7 protein-coding genes are annotated in these 12,067 nt (G+C 69.5%); 1 reads left to right on the top strand and 6 read right to left on the bottom strand.

Annotation, left to right across the window (positions count from 1 at the left end; translation table 11 throughout):
• Window positions 1-30: 30 nt before the first annotated feature.
• From QZL85_RS10400 to QZL85_RS10390, 3 genes are all read right to left on the bottom strand, one after another.
• Entirely contained in the window at window positions 31-696 is a 666-nt protein-coding gene (locus tag QZL85_RS10400) for a spermidine/putrescine ABC transporter substrate-binding protein (protein WP_295576547.1), read from the bottom strand.
• Window positions 697-1,432: 736 nt separating this feature from the next.
• Window positions 1,433-1,903, bottom strand: a complete 471-nt coding sequence (locus QZL85_RS10395) for a hypothetical protein (RefSeq protein ID WP_295576546.1) — start codon at window positions 1,901-1,903, stop codon at window positions 1,433-1,435.
• A 4-nt stretch (window positions 1,904-1,907) separates the two neighbouring features.
• Window positions 1,908-2,987, bottom strand: coding sequence for an ABC transporter (locus QZL85_RS10390; RefSeq protein WP_295576544.1), 1,080 nt, complete (start codon window positions 2,985-2,987; stop codon window positions 1,908-1,910).
• 131 nt (window positions 2,988-3,118) lie between these two features.
• On the opposite strand from QZL85_RS10390, the gene QZL85_RS10385 reads away from it, so the two are divergent.
• Window positions 3,119-3,742, top strand: a complete 624-nt coding sequence (locus QZL85_RS10385; RefSeq protein ID WP_295576543.1) for a hypothetical protein — start codon at window positions 3,119-3,121, stop codon at window positions 3,740-3,742.
• Between the two features lie 6 nt (window positions 3,743-3,748).
• Here QZL85_RS10385 and QZL85_RS10380 read toward each other — a convergent pair whose 3' ends face one another.
• The 3 genes from QZL85_RS10380 to QZL85_RS10370 form a co-directional block, all read right to left on the bottom strand.
• On the bottom strand, window positions 3,749-4,348 hold the full coding sequence (locus QZL85_RS10380) for a hypothetical protein (protein WP_295576542.1): 600 nt from the start codon (window positions 4,346-4,348) through the stop codon (window positions 3,749-3,751).
• A gap of 254 nt (window positions 4,349-4,602) precedes the next feature.
• Entirely contained in the window at window positions 4,603-8,478 is a 3,876-nt protein-coding gene (gene rpoC / locus QZL85_RS10375) for a DNA-directed RNA polymerase subunit beta' (protein ID WP_295576541.1), read from the bottom strand.
• 41 nt (window positions 8,479-8,519) lie between these two features.
• Window positions 8,520-12,017, bottom strand: a complete 3,498-nt coding sequence (locus tag QZL85_RS10370) for a DNA-directed RNA polymerase subunit beta (RefSeq protein WP_295576540.1) — start codon at window positions 12,015-12,017, stop codon at window positions 8,520-8,522.
• Window positions 12,018-12,067: the final 50 nt, after the last annotated feature.

The following is a 12,067-nucleotide window of genomic DNA, read 5'->3' as shown; positions in this document are numbered from 1 at the left end:
AACAAAGGCGGCCCGTACCGGGCTGGGTGGCTACAGCTCGGGGATCCCCGGATCGGACCCGGGGTCGAACGGGGCATCGAGGGAGCGGGTCAGCTCCTCGAGCATCGCCGCGATCTGCGGCTCGACGTACTGCCCCACGGCCGCCTGGATGCGCAGGCGGTGGTGCAGGAGGACCGTGCACACCTCGCGGCCGACCATGTTCGCGTAGTCGTCGGCGAGGCGCACCTCCTGGCGGAGCGCGCTCTTGGCCTCGTCGGATAGCGGGGGCAGATCGGGGACGGCGGCGGCGGCCTCCTCGGCGAGGCCGGAGATCGTGAACAGGAACGGCGAGCCCGGTACGGGGTCCGGGTCGAGCGGCAGCCCCTCGAACTCGGGGTCGAGCCCCTCGGCAGGGCGGTAGCTGCGAGCCTGGTTGCGCGCCGCCTGCTGGTCGAGCTCGGCCTGCAGCATCGGGAGGTTGCGCGCCGTGTACTCGGCGACCGACCGGTCGACGATCGTCTTCACGCGTGTGGAGAGCCCGTGCTGGACACCGTGCGGCACGTCGGCGCCGAGGCCGGCCGCGGACAGCACGGGAGACCCGAAGCAGCGGCGGCACGGGGCGACCCGGCCGCGGTGCGTCGCCGGCTCCCAGCGCGGCAGCCATTTCAGCCAGGCGTCCACCGCCTGGCTGACCTGGGTCTCGATCGACCGCTCCACGCGACCCATTGTCCCGTGCGGCATGGCGTTTCGGTGTAGGTGACGCGAAACCCGGCGCGCGCCGCGCCCGAGTGGGTCGCGCGGGGGGTGCGGCGGCGGGTGGGGTTCGGGCGGGTGATGGGGTTCGGGCGGGTGGCGGGGTTGGGGCGGCGGGTGGGGTACGGGCGGGTGATGGGGGCCGGGTTGGGGCTGTGGGGCGGGGGCCGGTGTTCATCCGCGGCGAAGTGCGGGTGCGGGGCGGGAACACCCACCGTTCGGCGCGGATGAAAATCGGCGCCGATCTTGCGCGGCGGCGAAGTGCGGGTGCGGGGCGGGAACTGGGTTCGGGCGGATGTCGGGTTCCGGCGGGTGTTCATCAGCGGCAGAGTGCGGGTGTCGGGGCCGCGCACCCACCATTCGGCGCGGATGGAAATCGGCGCCGATCTTCGGCGGCGCCAAAGTGCAGGTGCGGGGCGGGAACTCCCGCCATTCGCCGCGGGCGAACCTCAGGCGCGAGAGCGCGAGGGGGCGGGCCGGGCGGGGCACCCGAGCAGCATCTCGGGCGTCAGCCGCGGCAAAGGGCGGATGCGGGGCGGGAACACGCACCAATCGGCGCGGATGAACCTCAGGTACGGGCGGAGCGGCCACAAGACCGGGCGGCGCGGAGCGCAGGGGTTCACGGCGCGGGGCGCAGGGGCTCACGGCGCGGGGCGCAGGGGTTCACGGCGCGGGCGACGCGGGGGTCGCGGGCGCGAAGTCAGGGCTCGGGGTCGTCGCGTTCCCACGGCCAGCGCGGACGCTCCGCACGCGTGCGGACCAGCGCGACCGCCGACCAGGCCGAGACGAATGCCGCAGAGGCGAGGACGAGCGCGAACCACGACGTCGCGAATCCGCCGGCGGCGGCCAGCGCGAGCGCGGCATCCGTCCCCTGCAGCATCGCGCCGATCCCGATGCCGACGAGATAGGCGAGTGCGGCGGCCACCGTGACGGGGAGCGCGGCGACATACGACGGCTCCGGTCGGCGGAGGTATGCCCACAGCAGGCCTCCGAACGCGGCCGTCGACAGTGTGACGGCGACGATGCCGGCCAGCTGGCCTACGCCGGGCGTCGCGATGACGTCCGCCCCGAGGAACAGACTCGCCATGCCGAGGCCCCCGATGGCGAGCGCCACGAACGCGACCGTGGCGAGCGCCACCGCGACCGGCGGCGCCACCCCACGACCGGTCATGACATCACGCGCGGTGAAGCTGCGGGCCCGCCTCGAGCGTGCGCTCGTACTCGCGCTGCGCCTCGTAGTTCAGCTCGGTGACCCGCTTGCCGCGGGCAGCGACCCATGCACCGAACCAGATGGTCAGCTCGCGGCCGAAGACGAACGCGGCGATGGCCAGCGGGGCGAGCAACTGCTCGTTCACGACCTCCGCGCCCTGACTTGCGGTAAGGGTCCAGAACGGCGCCTGGAAGAGCTGGCCGAGCAGGTGGCCCACGTACGCGACGGCGCCGACGATGAGCCCGAAGATCACCCAGAGGCCCCAGCGGCCGCGGTTGATGACGGCGCCGAGGATCCAGAAGCCGAGGAAGAACACGACGACGGGGACCCAGAACCACCAGGTCGTGAGGGCGGCCAGCGCCTCCTCGCCCACGTTGTCGAGCGTGACGTCACCCTCGATGGCCCCGAAGCCGAGCGCGGCGGCGAGGTACAGGACGGCGAAGGCCACCGCGGCGAGCAGACCGATGGCACCGGCGGCGCCGCGGTTGCCGCGCGCGCGGGGTGCTTCCGGCGCCTGCACGAAGATGGGCTGCGGTGCGGGGGCGACCACGGGGGCGACCGGCTCGCTCGCGGCGGGGCGGTACGCCTCGGTCGGCGCCTCAGCGGCCGGCGCGGCGTAGCGGTCGTCGGTGGGCGCGCCGGTCGCGGGCGCGCCGGTCGCGGCGGGGCCGGTGCGGAGGTAGTCGAGACCGTCGTCGTCGGCCGAGCGGTCGTCGGCGTAGGACCGATCGCGCAGGCTGCCGGTGGAGGCGGCGGCGCCGGTGGAGGCGGCGGTGGCGCGGTCGTCGTAGGCTGCACCGGACCGGTCGTCGTAGGCGGCACCGGCGGGGCGATCGTCGCGCACGCCGTCTGTGGCGACGTCGTCGCGAGCGGCCTCCTCGGAGCGTGCGGCCGCAGCCTGTTCGTCGGGCGTCACGGCGTCGCGCTTGGCGGCCTCGGCCTCGGCGAGACCGGCGTTGGCGCTGCCGACGACGTCATCGACCGAGCGGTCGTCACGAGCAGGAGTGCTGTCGTCGACGGGCTCACCGTACTTGGGGTCGCTCATTGCGATGTGCTCCTCACGCGAAGGCGTTCGCCGCCGCACAGTGAGCGTAACCCGGGCGCCGGGCCCAGTCCGGGAGCCATGCCGACGTGTCGGGAGCGCGGCGCCGGAGGGTCGCGCCTATCGTGGAGGACATGTCGGCCCCCTTCCCGCGCCGCGTCCTCGTCGCCGCTCCGGCCGTTGCCGCGCTCCTCGTCGCACTGCTGGCGGCGTGCGCGCCGACCCCCGAGGCCGCCCCGTCCGACACTCCGACGTCGGCGACGCCGAGCAGCACGCCGACGCCCGCCGCGACGGCCGACGGCGCTCCCCCGGTGCCCTCCGGTCCGGTTCTGTCCATGACGGTGCTGCCCACCGACTGCTCTGCCATCCTCGACGACGCCGTCCTCGCGCAGCTGGAGGGCGTCCCGCTCAACGACCCCGGCTTCGGGGAGACCGGTGTCCTCTCGGACCGGACGCTGCGCTGCGTCTGGGGTCAGCCCGGCGCCGACACGACGCGGCTCGAGACCACGATCAACTACGCGCCGGAGAACGACGTCCTCGACTACTTCAACGCCCGCATGGAGGAGGGCTTCGTCTGCTACGAGCCGGCCGGCGGCCTCCGGTGTGAGAAGACCTGGCAGAACGACGCCTTCCCCGTCACCGACGGCCGGACGCTGTTCTACCGGGACGGCGTCCTCATCGACACGCAGTACTCCAACCTCGCACCGACCGGCTACACGACGGCCGTCATCCGCGCGATCTGGCCGTCTGCGCTCTGATCGCGCCTAGCCGGCCCAGACCGCTTCGGCGACGCGTCCCGGGTAGTCGGCCGGCTGCCACGACGTCTGCGACGTCGAGAGCCACAGGCCGCCGCCGGCCTCGATCGTCTCGATGAGCTCGCCGTCGGTGCGCGTGCAGCGGGTGCGGCCGTCGATGGCAGCGCACGTGAAGCCCGCGGTCGGGAGCGCGGTCGCGGCGATGGCGCCGGCATCCGTGGCCACCTCGGCGAGCGTCGTCGATATCTCGCCCTCCGCGGAGGTCCACGTGCACGTCATCCGCACCGTCGGCGCGAGCGCGTCGATGAGTCCTGCCGCCGAGGTGCTCGGGAGATCCCGCGACGGCGTCAGTACGGCGTCGGGCGCCCACACGAGGGTGGCCCACAGCGGCTGGCTGTACAGGTCGCGGCACTCGGCGGGCAGGTCATCGTCCCCCGGTTCGTCGCCTGCCTGCGGTTCGGAGACCGGACCGTTCACCTGCTCGCCGAGCCACGCGAGGGATGCCGGCAGCATGGGCAGCGCGAGCACGACCAGCACCGCGACGATCGCGGCGCTGATGAGCCCCACGACCCACGCGAAAACCGCATTCCTGCCGCCGACCCGGGTCATGCTCCCACGGTAGGCGGCCGGGCCGCCGCGGGTGGATCGGCGCTCCGAGGACCCGCGGAACGCACCGCCCCGCGCCGACCCGCGGAACGCGCCGACCCCCGGAACGCCGAAGGCCCCCGGCGTGATGCCGAGGGCCTTCGGGGTGAGGGATGCCGGTGGTACCGGCATCCGACTCAGTTGTCCTCGCGACGTCGTCGCTCGGCAACATCGGTCGGCTCGGCCGAACGAGCACGCTCGCCCGGCGCTCGCCTCCCTCAGTTGTAGGTGCCGGGCGTGAAGTCGTCCGTCGAGAAGCTGTCGAAGTCGACGAAGCTCAGGTCCGCGTCGCTGTACGCGCCGTCCGAGGCGAAGATGCGGTTGGGGTACCGCTCGCTCTTGGCCTCCTCCGTCGCCTCGACCACGACGTTGCGGTACTTCGCAAGGCCGGTGCCGGCGGGGATGAGCTTTCCGATGATGACGTTCTCCTTGAGGCCGACGAGCGGGTCGCTCTTGCCCTCCATGGCCGCCTGCGTGAGGACGCGGGTGGTCTCCTGGAACGACGCCGCCGACAGCCACGACTCCGTCGCGAGCGACGCCTTCGTGATACCCATCAGCTCGGGACGGCCGGACGCGGGACGCTTGCCCTCGGCCACCGCCTCGCGGTTCATCTGCTGGTAGCGCTTGAAGTCCACCAGCTCACCCGGCAGCAGCGTGGTCTCGCCGTGGTCGACGACGGTGACCTTGCGCAGCATCTGGCGCACGATGACCTCGATGTGCTTGTCGTGGATCGGCACACCCTGCGAGCGGTAGACGCCCTGGACGCCGTTCACGAGGTACTTCTGCACCTCGCGGGCACCCATGACACGCATGACCTCCTTGGGGTCGAGCGTGCCCACCAGGATGGGCTGGCCGACCGTGACGCGCTGGCCGTCCTCGACGAGGAGGGTGGCGCGCTTGAGGACCGGGTAGACGTGCGGCTCGTCGCCGTTGTCCGGCGTCAGGATGACCTTCTTGGCCTTGTCGGTCTCATCGATCTTGATGACACCGTCGGCCTCGGCGATCGGGGACGCACCCTTGGGGGTGCGGGCCTCGAACAGCTCCTGGACGCGGGGCAGACCCTGGGTGATGTCGTCGGCGGAAGCCGAACCACCCGTGTGGAAGGTGCGCATCGTCAGCTGGGTGCCGGGCTCACCGATCGACTGGGCCGCGATGATGCCGACGGCCTCGCCGATGTCGACGAGCTTGCCGGTCGCGAGCGAACGGCCGTAGCACTTCGCGCAGACACCGACAGCCGAGTCGCAGGTGAGGACCGAGCGGACCTTGATGGACTCCACGCCGCCCTCGACGAGCGCGTTGATGAGCACATCGCCCACGTCGTCGCCGGCCGCGGCCAGCACCTCGCCCGAGGGGCTCACGACGTCGGCGGCGAGGGTACGGGCGAACACCGAGTTCTCGACGTTCGCGTCCTTGACCAGCGTGCCGTCGGCGCCGGGCGCCGCGATCGTGAACTCCAGGCCCTTGTTCGACCCGCAGTCGTCCTCACGGATGATGACATCCTGCGAGACGTCCACGAGACGACGCGTGAGGTAACCCGAGTCGGCGGTACGGAGGGCCGTGTCGGCCAGACCCTTGCGGGCACCGTGCGTCGCGATGAAGTACTCCGCCACCGACAGACCCTCGCGGTACGAGGAGATGATCGGACGGGGGATGATCTCACCCTTGGGGTTGTTCACGAGGCCTCGCATACCCGCGATGTTGCGGATCTGCAGCCAGTTGCCACGGGCACCCGAGCTCACCATGCGGTTGATGGTGTTGTCGGCCGGGAAGTTGGCGCGCATCGCGCCCTGGACCTCGTCGGTGGCCTCGGTCCAGATCTTGATGAGCTCCTGGCGACGCTCCGCGTCGGTCGTGAGGCCCTTCTCGAACTGTCCCTGGACCTTCGCGGCCTGCTTCTCGTAGCCCGCGACGATCTCGGCCTTGTTCGGCGGCGTGAGGATGTCGCTGAGCGCGACGGTCACACCCGAACGGGTCGCCCAGTAGAAGCCGGCGTCCTTGATGCGGTCGAGCGACGCCGCGACCTCCACCTTCGGGTACTCCTCGGCGAGCTTGTTCACGATCTGCGACAGCTTGCCCTTGTCGGCCTGCTCGCGCACGAACGGGTAGCCCTTGGGGAGCGTGTCGTTGAAGATCGCCTGGCCCAGCGAGGCGTCCACGAGGCCGTGGCGCTCGTAGCCCTCGGGGGCTTCGCCCTCGAGGAACGTGAGACCGGGCACGCGGATGCGGACCTTGGCCTGCAGGTCGAGGGTGCCCTCGTCCTTCGCCAGGATCGCCTCGCCGACGGAGCCGAACACGCGACCCTCACCGGATGCACCCTCGATGACCGTGGTCAGGTGGTGCAGGCCGATGATCATGTCCTGCGAAGGCAGGGTCACCGGGCGGCCGTCGGACGGCTTCAGGATGTTGTTCGACGCCAGCATCAGGATGCGGGCCTCGGCCTGGGCCTCGACGGACAGCGGCAGGTGGACGGCCATCTGGTCACCGTCGAAGTCCGCGTTGAACGCGGCGCAGACGAGCGGGTGCAGCTGGATCGCCTTGCCCTCGACGAGCTGAGGCTCGAAGGCCTGGATGCCGAGACGGTGCAGCGTGGGCGCACGGTTGAGCAGCACGGGACGCTCGCGGATGATCTCCTCGAGCACGTCCCAGACCTCGGGACGGGTGCGCTCGACGGCGCGCTTGGCGGCCTTGATGTTCTGCGAGTGACCGAGGTCGATGAGGCGCTTGATCACGAACGGCTTGAACAGCTCGAGCGCCATCTGCTTGGGCAGACCGCACTGGTGCAGCTTGAGCTGGGGGCCGACGATGATGACCGAACGGCCCGAGTAGTCCACGCGCTTGCCGAGCAGGTTCTGACGGAAGCGGCCCTGCTTGCCCTTGAGCATGTCGGACAGCGACTTCAGCGCACGGTTGCCCGTGCCCGTGACGGGGCGACCGCGACGGCCGTTGTCGAACAGTGCGTCGACGGCCTCCTGCAGCATCCGCTTCTCGTTGTTGACGATGATCTCGGGAGCACCGAGGTCGATCAGGCGACGGAGACGGTTGTTGCGGTTGATCACGCGGCGGTACAGGTCGTTCAGGTCGGAGGTCGCGAAGCGGCCACCGTCGAGCTGGACCATCGGGCGCAGCTCCGGCGGGATCACCGGGACGACGTCGAGGACCATCGCGGCCGGGCTCATGCCGGTCTGCAGGAACGAGTTGACGACCTTCAGGCGCTTGATCGCGCGGATCTTGCGCTGACCCTTGCCCTCGGAGATCTGCAGGTGGAGCGACTCGGCCTCAGCGGCCAGGTCGAACGCCTCGAGGCGACGCTTGATCGACTCGGCGCCCATGTAGGCCTCGAAGTACTGACCGAAGCGGTCCTGCAGCTCGTGGAAGACGTCGTCCTCCTGCTTGAGCTGACCGACGGAGAGGTTGCGGAACTCCTCCCAGACGCGCTCGAGCTTGCCGATCTGCTCGTCCGAGCTCTTGCGGATGCCGGCCATATCCTTCTCGGCGGCGTCCTTGACCTTCTTCTTCTGGTCGGCCTTGGCACCCTCCGCCTCCAGGGCGGCGAGCTCCTCCTCCAGCTTCGCCAGACGCGTGGCGACGCGGGCGTCACGACGGTCGGCGAGGTTCTTCAGCTCGAGGCGCAGGTTCGACTCGTGCGTGGGCAGGTCGCGGTGACGAGCATCCTCGTCGACCGAGATGACCATGTACGCGGCGAAGTAGATGACCTTCTCGAGGTCCTTCGGCGCCATGTCCAGCAGGTAGCCGAGGCGCGAGGGCACGCCCTTGAAGTACCAGATGTGGGTGACGGGCGCGGCGAGCTCGATGTGGCCCATCCGCTCGCGGCGGACGGAGGACTTGGTGACCTCCACGCCGCAGCGCTCGCAGACGATGCCCTTGAAGCGGACGCGCTTGTACTTGCCACAGGCGCACTCCCAGTCGCGGGAGGGGCCGAAGATCTGCTCGCCGAAGAGGCCGTCCTTCTCCGGCTTCAGCGTGCGGTAGTTGATGGTCTCGGGCTTCTTGACCTCACCAAAAGACCAACGACGGATGTCGTCAGCTGTGGCCAGGCCGATGCGAAGCTCATCGAAAGTGGTTGCGTCGAGCACTAGTTCTCCTGTGTCGAAATTCGTTTGGAAGCCTGGCCGGGTCAGATCTCGTCGATGGACGTGGTCTCGAACCGGGTGGAGATGTTGATGCCGAGCTCTTCAGCGGCGCGGAAGGCCTCGTCGTCGGTGTCGCGGAGGTTGACCGCCGTGCCGTCGGCCGAGAGGACCTCGACGTTCAGGCAGAGCGACTGCATCTCCTTCATGAGCACCTTGAAGGACTCGGGGATGCCGGGCTCCTGGATGTTCTCGCCCTTGACGATCGCCTCGTAGACCTTGACGCGGCCCACGATGTCGTCGGACTTGATCGTGAGGAGCTCCTGCAGCGCGTACGCGGCGCCGTAGGCCTCGAGGGCCCACACCTCCATCTCACCGAAGCGCTGACCGCCGAACTGCGCCTTACCACCGAGCGGCTGCTGGGTGATCATCGAGTACGGGCCCGTCGAGCGCGCGTGGATCTTGTCGTCCACGAGGTGGTGCAGCTTCAGGATGTACATGTAGCCGACCGAGATCGGAGCCGGGAACGGCTCGCCGGAGCGGCCGTCGAACAGCTTCGTCTTACCCGAGCTGTCGATGAGGCGCTCACCGTCGCGGGTGAGGAGCGTCGAGTCGAGCAGACCCGCGATCTCCGACTCCGCGGCACCGTCGAACACCGGGGTGGCGACCTTCGTGCCGGGCGCGGCCTGGCGGGCGAACTCGGGGAGCTGCTTGGCCCAGTCGGGGTTGCCCTCGACCTTCCAGCCCTGCTGCGCGATCCACCCGAGGTGGGTCTCGAGCACCTGGCCGAAGTTCATTCGACCCGGGATGCCGAGCGGGTTCAGCACGATGTCGACGGGGGTGCCGTCGGCGAGGAAGGGCATGTCCTCGACGGGGAGGATCTTCGCGATGACACCCTTGTTGCCGTGGCGGCCGGCGAGCTTGTCGCCCTCGGTGATCTTGCGCTTCTGGGCGATGTAGACCACGACGCGGCGGTTGACGCCCGAGCCGAGCTCGTCGTCGCCGTCCTCGGCGTTGAACTCCTTGACCGCGATGATCGTGCCCTGCTCGCCGTGAGGCACCTTCAGGGACGTGTCGCGGACCTCGCGGCTCTTCTCGTTGAAGATCGCACGGAGCAGACGCTCCTCGGCCGACAGCTCGGTCTCGCCCTTGGGCGTGACCTTGCCGACGAGGATGTCACCGGGACGCACCTCGGCGCCGATGCGGACGATGCCGCGCTCGTCGAGGTCCTTCAGCAGGTCGGGGCTGACGTTGGGAAGGTCACGGGTGATCTCCTCCTTGCCGAGCTTGGTGTCGCGCGCGTCGACCTCGTACTCCTCGATGTGGATCGAGGAGAGCGTGTCGTTCTTCACGAGCTCCTGGCTGAGGATGATCGCGTCCTCGAAGTTGTGGCCTTCCCACATCATGAACGCGACGAGGAGGTTCTTGCCGAGCGCGAGCTCGCCGTTCTCCGTCGCCGGTCCGTCCGCGATGACCTCGCCGACCTCGACCCGCTCGCCGGCCGAGACGACCACGCGCTGGTTGTAGGAGGTGCCCTGGTTCGAGCGGTCGAACTTGCGCAGGAAGTAGTCCTGCGTGCCGCCCTCGTCCAGCTGCAGGGTCACGACATCGGCCGAGACCTCGGTGACGACGCCGGCCTTCTGCGCGATGAGCACGTCACCGGCGTCGATGGCCGCGGGGCCCTCCATGCCGGTGCCGACGACGGGCGACTCGCTGCGCAGCAGCGGGACGGCCTGACGCTGCATGTTCGCACCCATGAGGGCGCGGTTCGCGTCGTCGTGCTCGAGGAACGGGATGAGCGAGGTCGCGACCGACACCATCTGGCGCGGGGAGACGTCGATGTAGCCGATCTCCTCGACGTGGAACAGGTCGACCTCGCCGCCCTGGCCGCGACGCGCGAGGACGCGGTCCTCGGCGAAGTGGCCGTCCTTGAGCGGCGTGCTGGCGGGGGCGACGATGAAGTCGCTCTCCTCCGTGGCCGTCAGGTAGTCGATCTGGTCGGTGACGCGGCCGTCGATGACCTTGCGGTACGGCGTCTCGACGAAGCCGAACGCGTTGATGCGGCCGAAGGTCGCCATACGGCCGATCAGACCGATGTTCGGGCCTTCCGGCGTCTCGATGGGGCACATGCGGCCGTAGTGCGACGGGTGGACGTCGCGGACCTCGACGCCGGCGCGCTCACGCGACAGACCGCCGGGGCCGAGCGCGGACAGCGTGCGCTTGTGGGTCAGACCCGCGAGCGGGTTGTTCTGGTCCATGAACTGCGACAGCTGCGAGGTTCCGAAGAACTCCTTGATCGCGGCGACGACGGGGCGCACGTTGATCAGGGTCTGCGGCGTGATGGCCTCGATGTCCTGCGTGGTCATGCGCTCGCGGACGACGCGCTCCATGCGGGACAGACCCGTGCGGACCTGGTTCTGGATGAGCTCGCCGACGGCGCGGATGCGACGGTTGCCGAAGTTGTCGATGTCGTCGATGTCCAGGCGGATGTCGGAGGTCTTGCCGCCTCGGAGACCCTCGAACGTGACGTCGCCGCGGTGCAGGCGGACGAGGTACTTGATCGTTGCGACGATGTCGTCGACGGTCAGGACCGAGTCGCTGAGCGGCTTGTCGAGGCCGAGCTTCTGGTTGATCTTGTAACGACCGACCTTCGCCAGGTCGTAGCGCTTGGAGTTGAAGTAGAAGTTGTCCAGCAGCGCGCGGGCGGCCTCGGCGGCGACCTGCTCGCCCGGACGGAGCTTGCGGTAGATGTCGCGCAGCGCGTCTTCCTTGGTGAGGATCGCGTCCTTGGACAGCGTGTCCTCGATGGAGTCGAAGCCGGCGAACTCGTTGAGGATGTCCTCGCTGGAGAGGCCGAGGGCCTTCAGGAAGACGGTGACCGACTGCTTGCGCTTGCGGTCGATGCGCACGCCGACCTGGTCGCGCTTGTCGATCTCGAACTCGAGCCACGCACCGCGGCTCGGGATGACGCGCGCCGACACGATGTCCTTGTCGGACGTCTTGTCGGGGGTCTTGTCGAAGTAGACACCGGGCGAACGCACCAGCTGCGAGACGACGACGCGCTCGGTGCCGTTGATGATGAACGTGCCCTTGGTGGTCTGGAGCGGGAAGTCGCCCATGAAGACCGTCTGGGTCTTGATCTCACCCGTGAGGTGGTTCATGAACTCGGCCTCGACGTACAGCGGGGCGGCGTAGGTCTTGCCGCGCTCCTTGCACTCCTCGATCGAGTACTTCTCCGGCTCGAGGTAGGGGTTCGTGAACGAGAGCTGCATCGTCTCGCCCAGGTCCTCGATCGGCGAGATCTCCTCGAAGATCTCCTCGAGGCCGCTGGTCTCGGGCACGTCGGTGCGACCGGCGGCCTTCGCCTCGGCGACCCGCGCCTTCCACGTCTCGTTGCCGACGAGCCAGTCGAAGGACTCGGTCTGCAGCGCGAGGAGGTCGGGGACCGCCAGCGTGTCGGAGATCTTGGCGAACGTGAGACGCGAAGCGTCCCGGCCGTTCTTGGGGGTGGTGGTGGAATTGGTTGCGTTGCGCGCAGCAGCCAAGGGGATTACCTCCGTGAGCCCGGGCAGGGGCTGGTTTCCTTGTCGTCAGG

It is taken from the genome of uncultured Microbacterium sp., from assembly GCF_900078385.1.
Classification (GTDB): Bacteria; Actinomycetota; Actinomycetes; order Actinomycetales; family Microbacteriaceae; genus Microbacterium.
The sequence above is the reverse complement of the archived record's forward strand: the minus strand, read 5'-3'. Positions and strand labels throughout refer to the sequence as shown.

Coding starts and splice junctions, on each gene's coding strand:
- QZL85_RS10385 (WP_295576543.1), top strand. CDS start 3,119: ATGTCGGCCCCCTTCCCGCGCCGCGTCCTCGTCGCCGCTCCGGCCGTT.
- QZL85_RS10390 (WP_295576544.1), bottom strand. CDS start 2,987: ATGAGCGACCCCAAGTACGGTGAGCCCGTCGACGACAGCACTCCTGCT.
- QZL85_RS10395 (WP_295576546.1), bottom strand. CDS start 1,903: ATGACCGGTCGTGGGGTGGCGCCGCCGGTCGCGGTGGCGCTCGCCACG.
- QZL85_RS10380 (WP_295576542.1), bottom strand. CDS start 4,348: ATGACCCGGGTCGGCGGCAGGAATGCGGTTTTCGCGTGGGTCGTGGGG.